Annotated in this window: 17 protein-coding genes; 10 read left to right on the forward strand and 7 right to left on the reverse strand. The window is 38.5% G+C overall.

Annotation, left to right across the window (positions count from 1 at the left end; all coding sequences use genetic code 11):
• The first annotated feature begins 27 nt into the window (after positions 1-27).
• Genes OK025_RS00105 through OK025_RS00120 form a run of 4 tightly spaced genes read left to right on the forward strand, consistent with a single transcriptional unit; the run spans position 28 to position 4,643 of the window.
• On the forward strand, positions 28-828 hold the full coding sequence (locus OK025_RS00105; protein WP_317667798.1) for a WxL protein host-binding domain-containing protein: 801 nt from the start codon (positions 28-30) through the stop codon (positions 826-828).
• Positions 821-3,577, forward strand: coding sequence for a hypothetical protein (locus OK025_RS00110; RefSeq protein WP_317667799.1), 2,757 nt, complete (start codon positions 821-823; stop codon positions 3,575-3,577). The genes OK025_RS00105 and OK025_RS00110 overlap by 8 nt, the downstream gene beginning before the upstream one ends.
• Before the next feature lie 2 nt (positions 3,578-3,579).
• Complete coding sequence (locus OK025_RS00115) at positions 3,580-4,110, forward strand: hypothetical protein (RefSeq protein WP_317667800.1); 531 nt, start codon at positions 3,580-3,582, stop codon at positions 4,108-4,110.
• A complete protein-coding gene (locus OK025_RS00120) occupies positions 4,110-4,643 on the forward strand; it encodes a hypothetical protein (protein ID WP_317667801.1) in 534 nt (177 codons plus the stop codon). Before OK025_RS00115 ends, OK025_RS00120 begins: the two co-directional genes overlap by 1 nt.
• 3 nt (positions 4,644-4,646) lie before the next feature.
• Here the strand turns inward: OK025_RS00120 and recN are convergent, their stop codons facing one another.
• The gene (gene recN / locus OK025_RS00125; RefSeq protein WP_317667802.1) at positions 4,647-6,305 is read right to left on the reverse strand and encodes a DNA repair protein RecN; all 1,659 of its coding nucleotides are present in this window, start codon (positions 6,303-6,305) and stop codon (positions 4,647-4,649) included.
• Between the two features lie 302 nt (positions 6,306-6,607).
• On the opposite strand from recN, the gene OK025_RS00130 reads away from it, so the two are divergent.
• Both OK025_RS00130 and OK025_RS00135 read left to right on the forward strand, forming a co-directional pair.
• A complete protein-coding gene (locus OK025_RS00130; RefSeq protein WP_317667803.1) occupies positions 6,608-7,222 on the forward strand; it encodes a sprT domain-containing protein in 615 nt (204 codons plus the stop codon).
• Positions 7,223-7,289: 67 nt separating this feature from the next.
• Entirely contained in the window at positions 7,290-7,703 is a 414-nt protein-coding gene (locus OK025_RS00135; RefSeq protein WP_112374214.1) for a hypothetical protein, read from the forward strand.
• Between the two features lie 175 nt (positions 7,704-7,878).
• On the opposite strand, the gene OK025_RS00140 is transcribed toward OK025_RS00135, so the two are convergent.
• Together OK025_RS00140 and OK025_RS00145 are read right to left on the reverse strand one after the other, a co-directional pair.
• The gene (locus OK025_RS00140) at positions 7,879-8,139 is read right to left on the reverse strand and encodes a hypothetical protein (protein WP_075991712.1); all 261 of its coding nucleotides are present in this window, start codon (positions 8,137-8,139) and stop codon (positions 7,879-7,881) included.
• A 167-nt stretch (positions 8,140-8,306) separates the two neighbouring features.
• Complete coding sequence (locus tag OK025_RS00145; RefSeq protein ID WP_317667804.1) at positions 8,307-9,320, reverse strand: YhcG family protein; 1,014 nt, start codon at positions 9,318-9,320, stop codon at positions 8,307-8,309.
• Between the two features lie 264 nt (positions 9,321-9,584).
• Here OK025_RS00145 and OK025_RS00150 point away from each other — a divergent pair, with 264 nt between their 5' ends.
• Together OK025_RS00150 and OK025_RS00155 are read left to right on the forward strand one after the other, a co-directional pair.
• Entirely contained in the window at positions 9,585-10,184 is a 600-nt protein-coding gene (locus tag OK025_RS00150) for an SMI1/KNR4 family protein (protein WP_317667805.1), read from the forward strand.
• 93 nt (positions 10,185-10,277) lie between these two features.
• The gene (locus tag OK025_RS00155; protein ID WP_317667806.1) at positions 10,278-10,745 is read left to right on the forward strand and encodes an esterase/lipase family protein; all 468 of its coding nucleotides are present in this window, start codon (positions 10,278-10,280) and stop codon (positions 10,743-10,745) included.
• Between the two features lie 13 nt (positions 10,746-10,758).
• Here OK025_RS00155 and OK025_RS00160 read toward each other — a convergent pair whose 3' ends face one another.
• Entirely contained in the window at positions 10,759-12,093 is a 1,335-nt protein-coding gene (locus OK025_RS00160) for an SWIM zinc finger family protein (protein WP_317667807.1), read from the reverse strand.
• 4 nt (positions 12,094-12,097) lie between these two features.
• The gene (locus OK025_RS00165; protein ID WP_317667808.1) at positions 12,098-15,208 is read right to left on the reverse strand and encodes a DUF6493 family protein; all 3,111 of its coding nucleotides are present in this window, start codon (positions 15,206-15,208) and stop codon (positions 12,098-12,100) included.
• Between the two features lie 92 nt (positions 15,209-15,300).
• Here OK025_RS00165 and OK025_RS00170 point away from each other — a divergent pair, with 92 nt between their 5' ends.
• Positions 15,301-16,182, forward strand: a complete 882-nt coding sequence (locus tag OK025_RS00170; RefSeq protein ID WP_317667809.1) for a hypothetical protein — start codon at positions 15,301-15,303, stop codon at positions 16,180-16,182.
• Between the two features lie 192 nt (positions 16,183-16,374).
• Here the strand turns inward: OK025_RS00170 and OK025_RS00175 are convergent, their stop codons facing one another.
• A complete protein-coding gene (locus OK025_RS00175; RefSeq protein WP_317667810.1) occupies positions 16,375-18,588 on the reverse strand; it encodes a TlpA disulfide reductase family protein in 2,214 nt (737 codons plus the stop codon).
• 410 nt (positions 18,589-18,998) lie between these two features.
• Between OK025_RS00175 and OK025_RS00180 the strand changes: the two genes are divergently transcribed.
• On the forward strand, positions 18,999-19,526 hold the full coding sequence (locus OK025_RS00180; RefSeq protein ID WP_317667811.1) for a hypothetical protein: 528 nt from the start codon (positions 18,999-19,001) through the stop codon (positions 19,524-19,526).
• Positions 19,527-19,594: 68 nt separating this feature from the next.
• Here OK025_RS00180 and OK025_RS00185 read toward each other — a convergent pair whose 3' ends face one another.
• Positions 19,595-21,946 (reverse strand): BamA/TamA family outer membrane protein, encoded by a 2,352-nt coding sequence (locus OK025_RS00185; protein ID WP_317667812.1) that lies wholly within the window; start codon positions 21,944-21,946, stop codon positions 19,595-19,597.

A 21,946-nucleotide genomic window follows, 5' to 3' on the forward strand; every position in this document is an offset into this window, starting at 1 on the left:
ATTCACTATTTATTATTTGCTAAACATATGGCCAAATATTTCCAACTTATTTGCCTATTCTTTGCTTTTATTGGAACCAATAAAGCAAGCATTGTTGTATTAAATGGCCTCACTCACATTTACAAAGTTGACAAGGGTGAAACTTATAAAGGAAAAATAGAAATTCAAAATACAGGAACCACCCCTCAAAGTGTCAAGATTTATCTACAGGACTTAAGTTACAAGGCTGATGGATCAATTTATTATTCACCGCCATTTACAAACAAAAAAACAAACGCGGGCTGGGTCAAATTCAATACGGATTTGCTTACCATCAAAGCAAAAGAAAAAACAGAGGTGTATTATGAGGTTACTATTCCTGATAGTATCGCACAGACCGGAAGCTATTGGAGCGCCATCATTGTTGAACCAGTATCAGAAATTATGCCCAACAGTAATCAAGCTGGGGTACATATTTCGTCTATCGTTCGTTATGCGATTCAGCTGATTACCGATTATCATAGCAGCGAGTTAAAACCCAACCTAAAATTTGAGAGTATCAAATTAGAAAAAGATGGCCAAAAACAATCGCTAAAAGTGGCACTCGCCAACAATGGCGTGATTTACTGTAAATCGATTGTTTCTATTGAGCTTTATGATCAGAAAAGCGAAAAGAAAATTGGTGTTTTTTCAAGCCAAGCCATGAGTCTCTTGCCGAGTACTTCAAAATCTTTTCATATTGACCTAAATAATGTGCCTTCAGGAATATATAATGCAGTAGTGATGGCTACTGACGACGATGAAAATGCATTTGCCCTGCGCACTGAACTCAAAATTAAGAATGATTAAATGTTGGCTTTTATTATATCTCTTGCTACTCCCTGTATTGCTCTTTTCACAAAGCGAAAAGGGAAATTTATCTGATTCCATATACAATTTTAAACCAGGAAGTACCACTTCAGTTTCATTTCGGATCGAGAATAATAGCCCTAGCGAAAAAGTTTATGATCTCACAATAAAGAGTTCCACTCCTTCGATTCGCCCTATCATACCTACAGGACAGGAAAAATATCCCGCCCACAAAAAGACATTATATATCGTACCTCTATTTATTTCGGCAGAGACTCCTCCGGGCTATCATACCATATCGTTAATCATGACAGACAGCATAAATAAGAATCAAGTACTTCAGCATGTAAATGTACTGATCGCTACAACACGCGATCTGATTATAACCCCCTTAAGTTCTGTCAATTTTATCAAAGCAGGCGAACTATTCAGCAATTCTTTTGTTCTCAAAAATTGTGGTAATATTCCTGAGGAAGTTAACCTTGAAAGCAAAAATGGTCATATTGACGTCCCTAAAAATTTCATCTTATCACCCGGTGAAACGAAATTAATTACAGTAAATAGATCAACCAGTCCAGATTTACCGAAGAACACTACCCAATCACTCGACTTGACTGTCCATACCACCAATCCTGAACAACAACAGTTGATTGCATCAGGAGGTGTAAACGTTATAGCGATAAAACCACAGGATGATGATATCTACCTTCGTTTTCCAATCGCTGCCACCATCGCTTATATTGGCATGCGTGAACGAGAAAATTTTCAAGAAGGATTTCAGGGAGAATTATATGGTAAAGGCAGTCTAAATGAAAAAAATGATAGACTATTGGAGTTTCGCGCCCTAACAAAAAATCCGGTCCAATATACTGCTTTTACTCCTTATGAGGAATATTTTATCAATTACAAAACAACCAAGTTTTGGGGCCATTTGGGCGACAAAGTATATTCATCCTCATTTTTAACGGAATATGCACGTTATGGACGTGGGGCTGAACTTCGTTTTGATCTTGGCAAAATGAGTCTGGGAGGGTTTTACAATCGTCCGAGATTTTTCCAGGACATCAAAGATGAGTTTAATATATTTGCGAGATATAAATTTAATGGCAACTCAGAAATTACGACGGGTTATTTGTATAAAACTCCCGGGAAGTATCCGTCGAGTTCCACACGTTTTCATATCGACAACGAATCCCATCTTCCATATTTAATAGGAAGGACCAAACTGTTTGACAAAGTTAACTTATTGGGAGAGCTCTCTTATAGCCGAACAGCAAGATATAATGGGCTTGGCTACATGTTGCAAGCAGAGGGGAATTTTAAACGATTAAGTTCCGCTTTTAGTTACATAAAAACGAGTCCAACATATGCGGGATACTACAACAATGCATCCACCTTGAATGGTAATTTCAACTATAAGCTTACAAAAAATTTAGGGCTGCATGGAAATTACATACAGGATGCTCAAAACCTTCAACGGGACACCCTCCTATCGGCCGCTCCTTATCGCAAATACTACCGCTATGGTATAGATTTCCGCTACCTTGAAACAGGAACTCTTTTTGTCGAAAAAGGTCGCCAACGATACAATGATAGAATTGAACCACAACAATTTAATTATAATGAACAATTTATTAATATTAGAATTGACCAGCGCATCCAAAAATTTCAATTGAATCTAGAAAGCCAATTCGGTAAAACTAATAATTATATCTTAGGGTTTTCCGGAAACTCCAGTTACTATACGGCAAGTATTGGTTTTGAAAAATTCAACAGCTCTTTCACACTTTTTGGCAGCTATGCGCAAACCTCACGTTACCAGCTTAAAAATCAAAAACAAATCTATTACGGAGGGAGAATTATGAGCAGATTTTCGAAAAAAAATACAGTCCAGATTTTTTATCAAAATAATTATCTTCCAGAAGAATATTTTCGAGATAGAAACCTTTTTGAATTACTTTTTAAACGAGAAATTTCTTCATTACACGCCATTGATCTGTCTGGGAGATATACTTTACAAAGAGAAGAAATGGGGAACAAAGATTTTATTATATCTTTACGTTATACAGCCCGTTTGAATATCCCAGTCAAAAAAATAGCCAATTATACTTCGTTAACTGGAAACATAAGCAATTTGGGCATAAATAAAACAGAAGGGATACGCTTGATTTTAGGAAATCACGCTACGATGACAGATAAAAATGGAAACTATACATTCAAAAATATAGTGCCTGGAGATTACTTCTTAGAAATTGACCGAACAACAGTAGATCTTGAAGATATTCCGGACATTGTATTTCCGGCAGCAGTCAACTTAAATTCTGAGAAAAAAATAAATACCTTTAATTTCGGGCTAACAAGTGCCGCAAAGATCAATGGTAATATTCATCTTCAAGGAACAAGTGATAAGGAAAACAATGCAATAATTAGCAGTTCGCAAAAACAAGAATTTAAAGCGAAAAATAATTTGATCGTTGAAATTTCAAATGGTGAACAGGTATTTCGTAAAATATGTCAAATTGAGGCAAATTTTAATTTCACGTATCTCCGTCCTGGCACATGGACTTTAAAAGTATATAAAAACAAATTGGATCAGCGTTATAAGATTGCAGTAGATACATTTCACTTCACGTTGACCCCAAAGGATACAAAAGATATTACGATAGAGGTACTCAAGCGACAATCGGAAATTAAGTATCAACAGGAAACTATCAATGTAGGCTATCAAGAAACAAAAAAAACAAAATGAGCATGATAAAGCGTTTAATATATATATGTACATTATCGTTTCCATTTTCTTCAGCAGCTCAGCTTACTGGATCCAAAAATGTTATCTTAACTCTTCCTACAGTAGCACTACTAGATATAGAACCAGCAGGGCTTATTAATATGAATTTTACAGCACCAACCGAAGCAGGCAGTCCATTGGTAAATCCAACACCAAATACGAGTAAGTGGCTCAATTATACATCCGCTATTGCAGCTGCAGGAAGTAATCGCATCATTACCGCTTCCATCAGTAAGATTGTTCCGGGCATCGATATCAAGCTATCGACAGCAAGTGCTGCTATGGGTGGAGGCGGGGCGTTGGGGACTCCCAGCGGTCAGATTATCCTTACAACAATTGCTCAAACCATAGTCAGCGGTATTGGTGGCGCTTATACTGGTAATGGCGCAAACTTTGGGCATCAACTAACCCTTACAATAAGCCCCAATAATTATGCGACTCTATCTTCTGCAAATAGTACTTCAATTATTATTCGTTATACAATCAGTGATTAATGAAAAGAGACAAATACAGCGGTTTTATTTCCTATCAGCGTATACTTTCAATGCTATTTCTTATTTTAGGTATACACAGCGGACAAGCTCAAATAACAACAAGAACCTTGGCTGTAAACGGAACGGATTGGACGCTCAGCATTCCATCCATTACCGAGGCGGGAAGCAATTATGCAGGCACTTATGAGAGTCTTTCCAATCAAATTTTATTAAATGCGGGAGTACCTTTGTTGCTCGGGAGCGGCAAAGTTTCTGTCCATTATGAACCCAATCCTACTTGGCATAGTTCGCTCGCATTATCCATTAAACGCACCGGAAACGGTACAACAGCATGTGTGGGCTGCACGATAATTAACGGCACTAATTACCAGTCTATCACTACCATAGACACCGAATTATTTCATATCAATGCCATACTGGCGCTTGCATCTTATAGCAATATTCCTATTCAATTAAGTTTAACAGGTGTATCAGTCACAATCCCTGCGGCCACCTACCAAAGCAAAATCGTATTTACGATAGGTCCTCCCTAACCCTTACTCCAATAACAACTCGGCATGTTTAATAGCAGCTTCAGTTGGGTTGGATCCACTGAGCATCTGAGCAATTTCCTTGACTCTCCCCTCTTGATCTAATCGAACAATGTTAGATATTGTCCGATTAGCTTTATCTTCCTTATATACCTTATAATGGGCGGTACCTTTAGCGGCAATTTGCGGTAAATGGGAAATAGCAATGACCTGCATGTTCTCTGCAAGACTTTCCATCACCTCCCCTACACGTAGCGCAACCTCTCCAGAGATTCCTGTATCGATCTCATCAAAAATAATAGTAGGTAATGCAGACGTTTTAGCAACTAAAGATTTAATGGACAACATAACGCGAGAAAGCTCTCCTCCGGAGGCAACCTTATGAATCGATTGTAAAGCCTGCCCTTTATTGGCGGAAAATAAAAACTGAATAGCATCCATTCCTGACTCCCTCATATCACCGTCCCTCAATGGTTCCAGATTAATTTGAAGTTGTGCGTTAGGCATACCTACATTTGACAAGGTCGCTTGCACATCCTTTGCGATCATCTCCAGTACCTTTCTCCTGGCTGCTGATAGTTCCTTTGCGTTTTTCTGGGCAATGGCTAATTTAGCCACAACCTCTTTTTCCAATCGCTCCAATTGCTCATCCGAAGAATTAATCGCCATCAATTTGGACTCAAGCTCATCCCGCAGTTGGATAAGCTCCTCAACGGAGTCCACGTGATGTTTTTTCTGCAATGAATAGAGTAAGCTCAAGCGTTCATTGATTTCCAATAAAGTACCTTCGTCGATTTGTGTATCTTCTTCAAGCACATTCAGTTCCGCTGCAACATCCTTCAGTTCAATCCATGTGCTCTTTAATCGTGCAGCCAAATCTGCAGCCTCAGGCAGAAATGAGGCAATGCCTTCTACCTGGCTCATCGTCTCTTTTAAACGGCTTAAAACTGCTGTATCTTCGTTTTCCAAAAGATGTGATGCCCCAGTTAGTGCACGCTTGATATCTTCTGCATTTTCCAACTGCCGCTGTTGTACTTCGAGTTGTCCCTGTTCATCCGCTACCAATCGGGCGGCGTCAAGTTCATCAAATTGAAACTGAAAATAATCCTGTTCTATTGCAGCCTTTTTTACCAGATCCTTAAATTCTTCGAGTTCCTTTTTTGCTTTCTTATAAGCGAAGAAGCTCTCTCGATAGCTTTGCTTCAGTCCGAAAGAGCCTGCTACACTATCGACCACGAGGAACTGAAAATCTTCCGTATTAATCTGCAATGTTGCATGTTGGGAATGCACATCAATCAACTGCTCGCCTAAAGCTTTAAGGATAGCCAGGGTAACCGGAGAATCATTAATAAATGCCCTGGATTTACCATCGGGAGATATCTCTCTTCGAATAATCGTGTGGTCCGCGTAATCGAGATCATTTTCTTCAAAAAAACTGAGTAATTGGTAGGAACCAATTTTAAACTCCCCTTCAATAACACATTTCTTTGTTGGATCAAAAAAATACTTTCCCTCCACCCTATTCCCCAAAATCAACGAAAGTGCTCCCATGATAATGGATTTACCCGCACCGGTCTCGCCGGTAATCATATTCAAGCCTTTATCAAATTGGATTTCCAATTCATTAATGAGTGCATAATTTTTAATATGTAAGGTATCTAGCATATTCTTGAAGGTCTAATTACAGTTTAGAGGAAATACCGTTCCTCAATCGGATCCTATGTTTCATGAACCTTTCTGTAGGTAATTTACCTAAAACTCAGGCGATTTCAATATATTTTATTAAAAAAAACAGCTGCTTTGTTTTAATAACATGCCCACTTTTTATATTCCCAAGTACTAAATACTAAAAATAATATCATTTTTCCAAATTAAAAACTACTTTTTTTAGCAAATAGATTTTATTTTTGACAAAAGAATGTTCACATGGAGCTCCATCAACATGAATAAATCCCTATTTTTATGGCATGCAAGATTATAGTGCAACGCTTAAAAAATACATGCCCGAAGAAGCAGCTCCGATAATATCCAACTGGATTAATCATACGCGTTGCTTATTTAAGATATCTCGTTCAAGGAGTACCAAGCTGGGCGATTATCGTGCGCCATTTAGAGGGAGTCCGCACCGTATTTCGGTCAACCACGACTTAAATTCCTATTCATTTTTGATTACGACGATCCATGAATTTGCCCATTTACAAACCTGGAATAAACATCAGCATCGTGTCAAGCCACATGGCACCGAGTGGAAAAATAATTTTAAAGAACTAATGGAGCCTTTCCTTAAATTGAATATTTTTCCGATCGACATCAGCAGTGCTATTCATCGTTACATGGAAAACCCCGCGGCCTCAAGCTGCACAGACCTCCACCTGTTTCGGACCTTAAAATCATACGACACGGTCAAAACCAGTGCACTTACCGTGGAATCCCTGGAGGATGGCCACTTCTTTAGATTAAAAAATGGACGTTCATTTCAACGTATCGAAAAGATAAGAAAACGCTATAAATGCATGGAGTTGAGTAGCAAGCGTATGTACCTATTCAATCCAATAGCGGAGGTATTTCTGCTAGAACAATGATTTTTGACAAATACATTCATTATATTTTTATCTTTGCTAACTTAGGAAACAATTAAAGAGAGCTTTTATGTTACACTTACACTCGACTATAGCAATTGTATTATTGCTAGCCCTGGTGATATCGATCGTGATCACCCTATCAAACTATTTAGGCAACAAACCGTACAACCGTAAAATTGCTTTATTGGGTTTTATCGCATCGCATATTCAATTATTGGTGGGATTGATCTTATTCTTTTATTTGAAATATCCATCGATGATCTCTGGCGCCGTAATGAAAGATCCGACATTACGTTTTAAAATCATCGAACACCCTTTGACCATGATCATTGCAATTGTATTGATCACAATTGGTTACTCCAAAGCTAAAAAGATTGAAAATGCAAAAAAAGCAAACCAAACGGTTGTTATTTTCTATATCATCGGTTTGATTTTGATTCTTGCACGTATTCCTTGGTCTACTTGGTCACTTTTCGCGTAATCTGCGATAATCATACAAAAAAAGGCCTCACGATTGTTGAGGCCTTTTTTTTACCTTGTAGATCGTGGAAGCATAACGGGACGGGATCGTCCACGATGAACTGAGTTCGAAAAAAGGATTAAAATAAAAAAGCCCCAGTAAACTGGGGCTTTCAAATATCTTAATTGACTTTTAATTAGTCACGGTTTTTTCCAAATCCCAAAATTCCGAAAACGGTTTTGAATGCGATAAGTGCACCTACGATCATGGAGATGTTAGCTATCGCGGAAAACAAAAATGTTTGTTGACCCATTGCTGCACATACATCCGGTACAAAACGGATAAATGTACCTATTAAACCTAAAGCGATCGCTACTACCAATGTTTTGTAGTAATGAGTTTGATTCGCATTATTATCAGTTGTCTTTGGACCTCTTGGTTGTACAGTTTCTGCCATTTCTATTTCGATTTTATTCGATACAAATGTACAAAATAATCTATGTTAGAAAAATAAAAATGAAAAAAGCGGAAACACAGAGCTTTCATCTCCCAATACTTATAAATTAACTCGGTTTAGCACGTTTAAAATTCTCTTAAATGGCGCCATATCAACACTTGAAAGTTCTACTCAGCGTCACTATTACCTACAAAACTATTCAACTCTTTATTCACCTCATCCAGCAACTGTTGCTCTGTCGGTAGATAAAGGTCGTATTGACTTGCAACAATCTGTTTTTGGTCTTCAGGAAGCGTAAATTTAACGACCGCGTCGTTTTTACTCGCACATAGCAAGATGCCAACCGTCGGATGTTCATGCGGAAGCTTTTCAATACGGTCATAGTAATTGACATACATCTGCAATTGACCAATGTCCTGATGCGTTAATTTATGGGTTTTAATTTCAATGATCACAAAACTTTGCAATAAACGGTTGTAAAAGACCAGATCAACAAAAAACTCATCGCCTTCGATATGAATACGTTTTTGTCTAGCGACAAATGAAAATCCATTCCCTAATTCTAATAAGAACTCTTGAAGATGGGCAATAATGGCGCCCTCAAGATCTTTCTCATAGTAAGCGCTTTCCCGTTTCAAACCCAAAAATTCCAGCACCATCGGATCTTTGATAATCTCCTTCGCATCGGAAGGCATCTTCTCCTTTTTCGCTACAGCCAACACACTTTCTTTATCGTTGCTAAGCAACAGGCGTTCGTATAAATTCGTATTGATCTGCCGCTCAAGCTGCCGGACTGTCCAGTTATTCTTAATGGTCTCGGCGATATAAAACTCACGTTGTTCTTCGCTCCTAAGACTTAAAAGTAGCTTGTATTGGCTCCAGCTCAATTGCGTCCACAGTGTAGACACAATTGGAAATGTGCGATAAAACTGACGGTACCAATTTAACTGTCTAGATGAAAAACCACTTCCAAACTCAGGCTGTAACTCTGCTGAAAGATATTTAATGATGTATTTTCCATAATCAGCTCGATCCTTGCCTTCCTGTTCCTGCTCAAAAATACGTTTGCCTATGTGCCAGTACATTAATGTGCGTTGATGATCGACAGCACGCACAGCATTTTCCTTGGACTGCACAATAATTGCCTTTATATCGGATACTAAAGTTTGATCGGACACCATAATTGTTTATTTTCTTGGTATTGCTTCTGTAAATGAATAATACAAAGATAACTACAAATAATTTAAATACTAAATATTTTAGTAAATAATTCCCTGTCACATCAAATTTAATTACCCTCTTCAAGAATTATTAGCTAAAATGATTCTTTTCTATATTTTTAAATTTCAGTTCCTTTTTAAAATCAACAGAAAAGGAGATACGCGAGAATTTACTTTTATTCTATCATAAAGTTTGGCTAACTTCACTGACAAGAAGAAAAGTAAATGAAAATAGCTGACAATTATTTATCTGGTTTAAAGAAAGCATACTATGACAATGGTAACGAAGAAACCTGGAATCATTTTGAACAGATTAAACATGGTGCAAGCAAAACAGATATTAAGAAACTTCAAGAAGCTTTTCCAGCAATCCCCCAGGGACTGGTCGATTTGCTCGAATATGTCGATGGGACTTATTGGAGGACTTATGCCGATGAAGAAATTGCCTTTTTCTTTTTGGGGTCTGACTTAAATGAGTATCCTTATTATCTGCTATCATCTAAGGAAATGGTAGATAATCAACATATTGCGCACACCTATTATGCTGACTATATTGACCGAAAATACGATCATGTAGAGATCGACAACAAGATTACTGATAAATCAACGGACTTAAAATGGCTTCATTTTTCCGATTGTATGAATAACGGCGGGACTTCTCAATTATTTGTAGATTTCAGCCCCTCCGGAAAAGGTAAAAAAGGACAAATCGTACGCTTTGTGCACGACCCTGATGAGTTTCGTGTCATAGCGGATAGTTTCGATGCGTATCTCCAGCTACTGATCAATACTGGTTGCAATTTTATTGATGAAGAAAGTATCTAAAAGCATCTAAATAGTGGTTTTCCCCTAGTTTATAAATGCGATAAAGCTAATTTGAAAAATCTATTGGATGGATCAAAAACGTATAAAAAAACAATGAATGCCTTTAAATTAAGATATCCTATTATATTGATCCATGGTACCGCAGCTGGAGATAGTAGTTTGTTTTGGGGCAGGATTCCCAAGACTTTCAAAAAAAACAATATTTCATTTTTTTATGGTAAGACCGATGGATGGGGCACCGTTGCTAACAATGCACAGATGCTGAAAAGAAATCTTTCAGATCTTGCAGAAAAAACCGGTGTCACTAAATTTAATCTCATCGCCCATTCTAAAGGTGGGATCGACGCCCGCTATTTTATTTCAACGCTAAAAGGCCATCAAATGGTGGCCTCTTTAAGCACATTATCCACGCCACACTTAGGAACACCAATAGCAGATTATCTAATGGAAAAACATCTATCCGGGGATTCTGTTACAAAAAAACTGATCCAACGTATTTCTTTCTTATTCGGTGGTCAATCTCCCGCCGCAATCGAATTAATCCGAAGAGGAAAAACATGAGGAAATACACATGCTAACCATTCAACATCTTGACGGCAAGTATATGTTTGCATAACCCTCTTTTTCCCAGATGATTGGTAAACCAATTGCAGGTACATTGCTGCTTGTCGCCCTGTATAATGACGGTATGTTGCACACCTGATCCATCCACTCTAGCTTCAACATAATCCCTTGTATTCTTAACAAATTGTACACCTGCTGTCGCAACAAGTTTTTTAGCATTTTTTAGCCTTGGGTTCAATGCCAAGATACGTTCCATCTTAAACGGTAATCGTCTATAATAGTGCTGATGGCTATGCAAATCATAACCAAGCAACCCAATAGAAGACAATGATGCTGATAGCGTGTCCATCGTATCAAAGTCGACATCATGCTCAATTGAAAGCATTGTTGGATCAAATAACTCGTTGGATTTAAGTAATCCGTTGACCGCATGTATCCATTCATCTGGAACGGCCTTAATCATATTTTCCAATACATTACCTTCGCCCGAAAATCCGCGATAACTATCTGGTGACAACGCAAGAGTCAGTCTCATTTTACCAAAGTCGGCAACAAAAGCTGCACTTTCACCTCCTTTTTCCTGATAAACAAGCAACTTATCTGCGTAAGTCAGCAATCCCTCCAATAAACGCAACCGTTGTAAACCACCAATACGCACCGCATCACCTGTACTTATAGGGGAAAACACAAACCGGTTAGCCCTTTTCGTCAGATAAAATTCCCCCTTCACATTCCCTTTCGGAATGCCCTGAAATAATTGGATAAGCTGAATTTTATTTAATTCAAACTGTAACTCCATACCCGCCAAATATAATTGGACCGAAGTCAGTCCTTTGATCCAACGCGGGGGCAAAGTCACTTTCTTTTCGGTCACTTTAGCCTTATCAGTACTAATGGCAACCTCATTGCTTCCTACTCCCAACACCATCTTTTCGGTTTTCTTGACAGCATTTAACGCATTGAGCATCGGCTCATTGAAATCCACATTGGTTGTACCACTCGTAATAAACTCCCCATCAATAGCATCTTCCAATAAATCCAGGCGTGCATAAACACCATTACAGGAAGAAAAGCCCTCAAAACGAATCTGATTGGTACCAGCAGAAACGATAGGATCCCGTAAACTCGGAGGTACGGGACCAAAACTTGACCGCACTACTTTCGACAAGGTCAACAAACATTTGGATGTCAGTAAAGGATCCGTCAAACTCCCCCAAAAGAAACAAGGTACATTGGCGATTTCTGCCAATTCCGACTGATGTGCCAATACCAATTGCTGTATGCCCGATTGTTGGGTCAGTTGTGAATTTCTTGCATAGCTAATCGCTAAATCTTGCTCTGCCATATTGTTATTTTCTTATTTTTTTCAAAATGGGTTGTAAACTCTTATATATTTCCAGCTTCTCAAAAACCTGTTGAAGATCATCCGGAAAATGATATTGTTCCTTGTTCATCAAATCGTAATAATATTCGACGATTTTCTTAAAATTGGTCGGCATTTTTTCAGCAATGATGTAATGCGCAAAAGCCGCATCCAATAGCTGCAACAAAGCATTGTTATGCTTCGAAGATATATCGCGACATTGCTCCAACACTTCAATACAACGGCCAATCGGACCATACCCATTGCTCAGCAACATTCCCAATTGTTCACCTAATACAGTGGTGTCCAATCTATTTTCGTTAACTGCAGCCAAGATGACTTCAACAGCCATCGCACGCACCTCCTTCTCTTTATTGAAGAGCGAAGTTGCCAGGTATAGGTTGGACTGTTGATCAAAACGGAAAAAATCGTACAGCATCTCTTGCAGATAGGCTGCCGAAGACTTTCCACCGATATCGCTTTTGCTATTCAGCCCCATCGTTAAAAACATAGAAAGACTTTCCGTATTCTGTGGCATCAAACTATGCATATAAGGGACATCTGCCCTATATAAATAATAAGACAATAAAACATCGTTCCCACGGTTGAAAATATCTTTGTGATACAAAAAGGTATCCGTTCCTAGCTTGTATGGGGGGAAATGATAGGTGAGCTTATCTCCGTTATATACCTGCTCGGATTTTCTAGTCGTATAGTTATAACCGTTATAATAGGTTGGTTCTATTTTCAAGACCGGACGGAATGGCTGTCCAGCGAAAGGAATATCCGCCAAAGGCTCTTTGTTAAATTCTTCAAAATAGGTATCACGATGATGCGTGCGCGCCACTGTAGCCCATACACCAATCCAATTGAACTGATCGGAATCTTTGGAAGACAATAAATTTTTAAGCCAAGATTGCTGCTGAACCCTCATCGGATTCAAACCTAGGGCATAGCTGATCACATCCTGTACCTGCTGTTCCTTTATTTGTTTTATCAGTACTTCAATTCCTTCCAGATCTTCACGGACAGTACGGCTCAGTGCTATAGACAAATCCAATAAATTGATTCTCACCCCTGCTTCCTGGTAAGCCAAAATACGCTTAACGAGAATCGTCGGCGCGATCCAAAATGGTCGATGTGTCGGCAGACTCAAAAGTGGCAGGCGGATACCATCAATCCGATAACGTTGCAATAGCTCCAATTGGCTGCCCATGAGACTGACCCATTTGGAGTAATTGTGATACCGATCCTTATCTTTATATACTACCGTGGGTTTATAATACATATTAATGAAGGTCCCTGAGAAATGATTGTACCAGGAAGATTCGCGATAAGCTCCTGTTAGCTGTTTTATATAAGGCTCCAGCTGGATCTGATAGTCTGAGGGAAAAACAGCTGCCTGTTGTACCCAGGCATTCATTAGGATCTCCACCTGAATGGGGTCGGAACCTCCGATTACCTCCCCTACCTTGAAAAATAACTCGTTCCAGGTCTGTGGATAGTCATAAGCTTCGTTCAGGTAACGAACTTCTGTTGGCTGATAAATATATTGCGCTGAAGATTGACCATTCAGCTCTGCTAGGATTTCGGCTTCAGAATATCCATCCTCTTGCAAAAGATGCTTCAGGTCAACAGCCACTGAACCCATCATTTGGGCTTTATATAACTGAAGCTTACCGGAAAGTTCTTCTGAAGGCTCTGTCTGATTTTTTAAGATGAATTTACTTGCTCTTTCCTGTAACTGTAGGTCCGAAATCATAAATAGATCCGCAGCCAGGGAAACAAATCGCTCCCGCCATTCCGGTTTTTGTTTCAATAGCTTATCAAATTGAATCAAAAGAGTTTTAAGACTTGTCTTAATATCACTACGCATAAAGATAGGTTCGGCCCAATCTAAAAATTCCTGTAACTGGAAATCACGATGCGCTAAGAATGGTTTTAAATACTCAACCACAAAATTGACCACAGCACTATGCTCAGCATGCAATAAAGGGAAAAACTGTTGCTGATATTCAACAACTGTATTCTCGGAAAGCTTCATCCGCTCAATAAGCTTTCTGAAATAGCTTTTTAGATTATTATTCCAATTTTTGGTTTGAGCTTCGAGCGCTCCAGTGATGATGAGTACCGGATCAATTTTTCCGTTTTCCAACAACGTATCGAACACTCTATCCCATAACAGTTCATTGACGGCGTTCTGATAGTTATAATTCCAATACGTGCTGTGAATGCCCGTTTCATATTCAAATACCAAAGGAATATCCCTTTGGATCGTCAATTCATCTGTTGTTAGCAGCTCAAAAAACTTTTTGGATTCATAATTATTAAACCCAGAAATTGAACTTGCATAAAGCTCCGGTTCAAACTCGATATGCCCCATTTGCTCCAAAAAACGGAGGTTGTCGTAATTAATCTGCTGCCACTCATTTTTACGAACCAACTGTAATAAATATCCGCCCAACCAATTGGGCTTCGCATAGTCAAGGATCTGTATCACCTCCTTACTCCGGGCCTGGTTCAAAAGTTCATAAAAAATATCCCAATTGCCGGCATCGGAGCCGGAAAATGTAGCGAGCGCCAGTAATTTTACTGTACGCTGTTGCTCCTTCGTACCCCGTGTCCCCCAGTTGTACTGCGTCTTATTTTTAAATTCAGGATCTTTGGAGAGATCACTGTAGTCGACCCAATATCGCTTGGCTACACGAATTTCTTTTTTTAAAATTTCCAGGTTGCCACTGGAATATTCTTCCAGAAAAGGGATGATATCTTCCGTCCTTGCCTCTTTAATAAGCAACTTCAGTGCTGCTACCGCTTCTTCTTTTCGCTGACTGGCAGCCGTTGGCTGTCGAACAGCGGATCCTTTTTCCTTGCTATCTGCATCTACAGCACCATCTTCAGAATAGCCCTTTTTGGTCTTTTCTGCAATTAATTTATCTGCATCTTTAAGACAGGCTTCCTCGGAATCAAAGGTTTTACTTTTACTTTGTCCAGCGGTTCCGTTCCGTCCATAGGTGACTGTATGGATTGCTCCCGTTGTTTGTATTTCCCAAAATTTATCCGATGTACCGTCTATGTATTTTAAGTGCTTAAACATTATTTATAACTGTAATATCAATTATTTCGCTTGCTGTTTAAATATAACGAAAGTAGAGAAAAAAACGTATATTGACATTAAATCACAGCCGCATGAAACGTTTATATATCCTATTTAGCTTTGCTTTGTTATTTTCGGCAACAATGATTGCGAAAGCTGGTCTTTCTCATCATAAAAACTATTCAAGACAATTGACTGACACGCTGTCTGACAATGTCAGAAAGTATATTACACAATTAGCTGTTTTGGATGGCTTTGATAAAAGCTCCATTAAAATAAAAATTGATAGCTGGGGTGAGGTAATTGTCACGGATAACTGGGGTAAAAATGCTAAATACAGCAAAAGTCATTGGGACGGATATACAAAAACGGACAACGATGGGCTTAAAACATCGGTAAAACAGGATTTTTTAGGTAATATCGTCGTAAAATATAACGACGGAAATGAAAAAACGGTCAGAAAAAACATAAGTGGCGATTTTGACATCCCTGATCAAGACAGAGCTCCATCCGCCGCTTCCATCAATATTCTCGATAATTTGAAAATCCGCGACGACCACGGTAACCTCACCACTATTTCAAAAAATATCTTCGGCGGTTTAGATATCCGTGATGCAAATGGCAACCAAACTACTGTATCTAAAAATGTTGTTGGCGACTTAGACATTCGTGACAGCCGAGGAAATAGCAGTCGCGTATCAAAGGATATTTTAGGAAATTTGACAATTGAAAGTAACACGGGTAAACGTACAACCATAAGAACCGACATATTGGGCGATAAAACAATTGAAGATAACAAAGGGACTCGTATTACGGTAAGAAAGGATATATTCGGAAATTATGAAGCGAGCGATAACAACGGAAACCGGGCGTCAATTAAAAAGGATATCTTTGGAACGGTAATGATTGACGATCCAAAAGGGATCTTGGAAACTGTAAAACTTCAACTGATCGAAGATTTATTGAGAAAATAAAAACTACCAGCTTGCGCAACATTTAGTGTATTAATCGAGTATTTTACCTATATAGACCGGAAATTTTCACAAAACCAGTAGGTATCACAGTCAAAAATACGTATACAGAAAGACTGAGAAAATTCAATTTTAAATTTTCAACAGATAAAGCGCAAATGGAAACTTATATATCCTCAAACTACGAATATGACATTAGAAGGTGGCAACTTCTTCCAACAAAGGTTGCCAATCAAAACCAAATGGTATACCGATTAGCTTCCCGCTCGGTGTTAGAATGTACTTACTTGGATAACCTTTGACTTGAAAGTTTTTTTCCACTTGGCCATCTGACATCAACACCGGTATTGTATAATTGTTGTTCGCCAAAAAGTTTCTCACTTTATCTGCTGTATCATAACATGCAATACTTATAAAACCAATCTTATCGCTTCTTGATTTGTCAGTCTTCAAGTGCGCGTAAAAACTGTTGAGTTTAGGAAGCTCTGCAACACATGGACCACACCAAGTTCCCCAAAAGTCAAGTAATGTCCATTTGCCTTTCAAATCAGCCTTTGCAATTTTGCTGTTCTCCAGATTTTCCAAAGCAAAATCTGGCACATCAGGTAATTGAGGAACCACCTTCTGCATAAAAAAATCGCTAAAATTCTGTTCCGGATAGTAATGCTGGTAAAAATCACGTAGCCCCCTATAGCCTGTCCCCTGAACGGTCAAGAACTCATCAATATATTTCTGTAAAGCGACATCTTTCTTACCACCGGCGGCCAATTCTGTCAGATAATCTTCTGCATAACTTTTCTTAGATTTCAAAAATATAATATCGTAAGACGAATTATAAGCGGTCTCCCCCTGATTTTTGGGTGAATACAGCGCAGCTTTCTCCAAATAATTCAAGGCTTCTTCCTTATTATGTTTATCCGTGATTTGGTACGCAAAATAGTTTGCTGTAGCAAGATGCGCACGAATTATATTCTTACGAACAGTGTTATCCGCATTATAAAGTGTTGTTAGTTTTGAAATAATATCCACTAGCAATTGCTGAGAATAGTTCTGATCAACAGGAGCCAAACGTTGATAGGTCATTAGCGCATATCTCCCAACGTTTCCATTGATCCAATAATCATCGTTAAGGTTCATCAGCTCATTAAGCAATTTTTTAGCTTGCAAAAGATCTTCTGCCTGTTGCATAATCCGTCGCCCGAGAATCATCGGATAGGTATATTGCCGTTCAATTTCGGAAAAATGATTTATTAATAAATCGGCCTGTTCATCAGAAGACAGCGTTCCAGTTGCAACGGGGTGTCCCAACTGTTGATATAAAGCATTCTGAATCCAATTATATCGCTTTTCGTTGTCTAATAACGGTATTACCGTCATAAACTTATCCCTTGACATAGCCCCATTGTAGAGAAAATTCGAAAGATGATGTGTGCCCGAAAGCAAGTTGACCGGTACATCATTCAAGCTCAAATCATATAATTCATTGCTTTTTATCTGTTGAAATAGATCTAACTTTTTAATTACAAAGGTCTTATCATTTCGAAAAACAGGGGTATACTTATCGATATATTTCATTACTTTCACACTATCAATTAGCTCATTTGTATAAAGTGTCTTGCTAACAAAACTACCGAATAACAACATGTCTGCATAAGATTGATCATAAGTACTGGGTACATTCGTATCCAACAGTTGCATATGAGTAGTTTTGATAAATAAATGATTATCTTGGTTGTACTCATGCCGCCACGAAAGCATGATAGGCTGAAATGTCTTCTTATCGACGACAAACTCCCCTGCCGAACTACCCGACGTATCCCTAAAAGAGAGGTACAAATTTTTCTTATCGTTTTTAGTAATTTTATACAGTTTGCTTTTGATTAACATCGGTCCGGATTGAAGCCCCTTTAAGACATCTTTACCTAGATAACTGTAATTAAATCCGCTACAAAGCAACTTTGCTCCTACCGTAACATTGTTCCTTACCATCTCTGCGATATCGTCTGATAACTGCCAGTACCTAGCCTTTGACAGAATTTCTTTTCTAAGTGACGACGTGTCAACAAAGGTTTCTTGATGTTGGGCATTGAAGCGAATAGACTGTTGTAAGCTCATTAAAATATCAACCAGTATGCTGGAAGATAAAATATTTTGATTACTGTCGGGATGAAAACTTGAAAAGATAAATGGATTACGGGAATCCTTATATACAATATTATTAACCTTTATTTCTGATGGGAATTCTTTTTTTGACGCGGACTTGTTAGCAGACAATGTAAAATAGGTTGATTTGGAGTGTATAAGTTTTCCTTCGGACATGGATTCTTCCGTTATTTTATAATTAACGCTTTTTTGACCGAAACAGACTGAATTCAGCAAAAGAAATAGGAACAGTATTCTCTTCATCATCAAATAGGGTTATAGGGTTATCTTTAAAATTAACAAAAATTTCGATCAAATACAGAATATACGCCAATTTAACAATTATATAAAACAGTAGAGGATTCAATTATCCTACAACTCTTCATGGTCTTTTCCACATTCGAAAAGCTCGCATGACACATTTACGGATCCTGCTTCTGACCGTATAGTGTCCGAGGAAATGCATCAATATCGACTTTTTGACATTGAGGTTTTCCATTAGATTCAGCCTTCAGACGATTTAATACTTTCAAAAGAAAATTAAAATCCCTAAAATTGCAGTCTCATTTCAAGGAAATCGGATTCAGTATATGAATGCTACCGATCTTCCAAACGATTTTGACACTGGGGAAATAAGCCCAAGACGGGTTATAGCGGAGTTGAATAAAAATAAAAGGATGAAAAAGATTATATTTTTTCTGTTACTGATACCTTGTTGGGCCGTTGCTCAAGAGCAAAATATCCAAAATTTCGTGGTGAAGGAAAATCTTTCCAAAAATGGAAAATTGGCTGTAGTTGCATTGGATTCATCGGGAAATACCAATGAGACCATCAATGGCAACTACCTATTTACAATCAATGGCTTCTCCCAGGCACTGCAATTTCGCGATGGGGTTGCGGTACCCAATCAAAAGATTGAGTCATCAACATTTGTTTTCTTTAGCCATAAAAATCAACAAACATCCAAAGGACGCCTATTTTACGTCTATAAGAGCGACAGCGGACTTTCTCCATTTGCCATCAGCGGATTGATGTTTTTGATTATCCCGGCCATTGTATTAGGAATAGCCTACATGTTTAAAAAAGTGATTATGACAGCGATCGCACTGGCTATAGTTTTCTTTTTATTCAACCATTCACAGGGTTTAGACTTGAGTAAAATTTTCGAATCTATATTTTCAAGCCTCAAAAATCTCATCGGTTGACAAGATGACCTATCTGATAGCATATTAATTGATGTGATCAAAGTAAATCATAACAAAACGATTGTACATTAGAACGGCATACCGATTCCAAAATTGTATTGAATAAAATTGTATCTGTCGGGTCTATGGGTTTCATAATATTGTGCCTTAAATTCCTTGGAATCAAAGAAGTGCTTGATAACCCATTGATCAGCACCTGAGAATTGTGGATCTTTTAGTTTAAGCCCGGCATCTAAGCGAATCACAAAATAGTCCGAATCAAAGCGTAGACCAAAACCGGTACCGATGGCGACTTGCCCAAGGAATTTATTGAATTTAAACTCCCCTCCCGGATTTAGTTCTTCATCCTTCTTCAATCGCCACACATTTCCCATATCGACAAATGTAGCTCCGTTCATCTTTGCTCCCAAAAAATTATTGAGCAATCTGAATCGATATTCTGCATTGGCCTCCAATTTAATTTCCCCTAATTGGTCCAGATTTCGCAAATTCAAACGTAGATCCTCACTCAAACTTTGACGGTTGTAAGCACCTGGCCCCAGGGTACGTGCCTGCCAGGCCCGAATGCCATTCATACCACCACTATAAAAACTCTTTTCAAAAATCAGCAGTTTGGAATTATTTCCATAGGGAATTGCTATCCCTGGATTGAATCGAAATACAAACTGTCTATTCCCACCCAAATTGCGATACAGTCTATAGTCCATTTCTGTCTTAGCATATTGAAGAAAGGGCACACCAAATATTTTTTTCTCACCGTCAGCATTCTTGGGCAATTTTGCTAAGGAGCTAATAAGGTCCAGCACGTTTCCACTCACATCCAATGTACCTCTGAAATATTGAAAATCTTCTTTACTCGTCAACTTTTTCCCATTCAGAACAAAAGTATATTGTGTTCCTAAACCAAAATACTGACGGTCATTACTGCGCACATAGAGTTGATACCCTTCCTGCACGAGCTTATTCCGAAAATTCGAATCCAAGCGTCCATCCCGATACTCCAAAACGATAGGCGTAAAACTATGGTACTTATTTTCTGTTTCATACCAAGAGTAATTCAGCGATGTGATAAAGTAGCGGTTTGAATAGGTTTTGTCCTGGTCAAACAACTGCAATGTCATCGAGTAGGTCGTTTTGGGCAAACCAAATTTTCCTCCCGGATTGATATGAAAAGGAACCATTAGGCGAGGAATAACCAAATTTACGCCCGCCTGAAAATCATTATTGAATATCTTGCTTGACAGTCCACCTGCCAGACGGGGATCAAACAAAACGCCATAGCGCAATTTGACCTCCAGCTGCTCCGAGCCCCCAAAGATATTACGTTGCGAAAACGTATTTCCGATATTAAATCCACTCATGCCCGAACTAAAGGTATACTCACCTTCTATCTGGTTTCCCATCCGGGGTCTTGGAACAAAATCATAATGTACATCGAGTTTATTCGAATCTTTTTTCACAAACTGCATTTTCACAGACCGAAAACCGTTCATTTCATATAACCGGTCATACGATTTATTTTCCTCTTGCAATGAGTAATATTGTCCTGACCGCAAATACATATAACGCTCTAACGGTTTCCATCGAAAACTATTTGTTTCATCAATGAATAGAAGGCGCTTTGCAGAATCTTGGATACGACGAGGCTTCTTCTTAGACATCGTACCATAATTCCTTATAGTCATATATACACTGTCAATTTGATACCTTTTGTGTATCGTAGAGTCCGATGGGTTTTCGACACTGATTTTGAGATCAATGAGAGCACCATCTATAGTCGAATCGATACCTGCACGCATATACTGACGTAAATAATCATAGTACCCATTGTTACGCATCGACACATATAGTTTCTCTCTTTCGTCAAGTAATTTTGCCGCATCATATTGTGTGTTCGGTTTGACAGCAGTCTTCGCCAACACCTCACGTTCAAAGATATCTTTTATATCGCCATTTTCAAATTTACGGTCTATACTTCTAATCTGATATGGAGTGCCTTCAGCCACTTTAAAATCTATATGTGCCCTCTTCTTCGAAACGGAAATTACCGGTTCTACTTTGGCTTTAAAATAACCTTTTGAAAACAAAAATCGTCGAATCTGATTGGCCGATAAATCCACCATTGCCGAATCTAACAAATGGGGTGGCTCACCGACATTCCGAATTTTCTTGGTTTTATAGCGTCCGTTTTTCGTATTGAATGTATTATAAATGAATAGATTGACCCGCGAATTAGGTCTTATTTGATTGGAAATATACGTTTCGGATGATTCTTTCAATGCAGGGGTGACACCAGAAATCTGTACTTTTGTAACCAGAGCTTGGTCATCGTCAAGATATTTTGAAGACCGGCATGATGCAAAAAATAACACTAAAAGCGTTATACTTGCAAATCCGATAAAACGAGTATACTTAATCAT

It is taken from the genome of Sphingobacterium sp. UGAL515B_05, assembly GCF_033097525.1.
Classification (GTDB): domain Bacteria; phylum Bacteroidota; class Bacteroidia; order Sphingobacteriales; family Sphingobacteriaceae; genus Sphingobacterium.

Excerpts from the sequence above, each read along its gene's own strand:
- OK025_RS00145 (WP_317667804.1), bottom strand. The coding sequence starts at position 9,320 with ATGGTGTCCGATCAAACTTTAGTATCCGATATAAAGGCAATTATTGTG.
- OK025_RS00140 (WP_075991712.1), bottom strand. The coding sequence starts at position 8,139 with ATGGCAGAAACTGTACAACCAAGAGGTCCAAAGACAACTGATAATAAT.
- recN (WP_317667802.1), bottom strand. The coding sequence starts at position 6,305 with ATGCTAGATACCTTACATATTAAAAATTATGCACTCATTAATGAATTG.
- OK025_RS00165 (WP_317667808.1), bottom strand. The coding sequence starts at position 15,208 with ATGTTTAAGCACTTAAAATACATAGACGGTACATCGGATAAATTTTGG.
- OK025_RS00175 (WP_317667810.1), bottom strand. The coding sequence starts at position 18,588 with ATGATGAAGAGAATACTGTTCCTATTTCTTTTGCTGAATTCAGTCTGT.
- OK025_RS00155 (WP_317667806.1), top strand. The coding sequence starts at position 10,278 with ATGAATGCCTTTAAATTAAGATATCCTATTATATTGATCCATGGTACC.
- OK025_RS00115 (WP_317667800.1), top strand. The coding sequence starts at position 3,580 with ATGATAAAGCGTTTAATATATATATGTACATTATCGTTTCCATTTTCT.
- OK025_RS00135 (WP_112374214.1), top strand. The coding sequence starts at position 7,290 with ATGTTACACTTACACTCGACTATAGCAATTGTATTATTGCTAGCCCTG.
- OK025_RS00130 (WP_317667803.1), top strand. The coding sequence starts at position 6,608 with ATGCAAGATTATAGTGCAACGCTTAAAAAATACATGCCCGAAGAAGCA.
- OK025_RS00120 (WP_317667801.1), top strand. The coding sequence starts at position 4,110 with ATGAAAAGAGACAAATACAGCGGTTTTATTTCCTATCAGCGTATACTT.
- OK025_RS00180 (WP_317667811.1), top strand. The coding sequence starts at position 18,999 with ATGAAAAAGATTATATTTTTTCTGTTACTGATACCTTGTTGGGCCGTT.
- OK025_RS00185 (WP_317667812.1), bottom strand. The coding sequence starts at position 21,946 with ATGATTAAGTATACTCGTTTTATCGGATTTGCAAGTATAACGCTTTTA.
- OK025_RS00160 (WP_317667807.1), bottom strand. The coding sequence starts at position 12,093 with ATGGCAGAGCAAGATTTAGCGATTAGCTATGCAAGAAATTCACAACTG.
- OK025_RS00110 (WP_317667799.1), top strand. The coding sequence starts at position 821 with ATGATTAAATGTTGGCTTTTATTATATCTCTTGCTACTCCCTGTATTG.
- OK025_RS00150 (WP_317667805.1), top strand. The coding sequence starts at position 9,585 with ATGAAAATAGCTGACAATTATTTATCTGGTTTAAAGAAAGCATACTAT.
- OK025_RS00105 (WP_317667798.1), top strand. The coding sequence starts at position 28 with ATGGCCAAATATTTCCAACTTATTTGCCTATTCTTTGCTTTTATTGGA.
- OK025_RS00170 (WP_317667809.1), top strand. The coding sequence starts at position 15,301 with ATGAAACGTTTATATATCCTATTTAGCTTTGCTTTGTTATTTTCGGCA.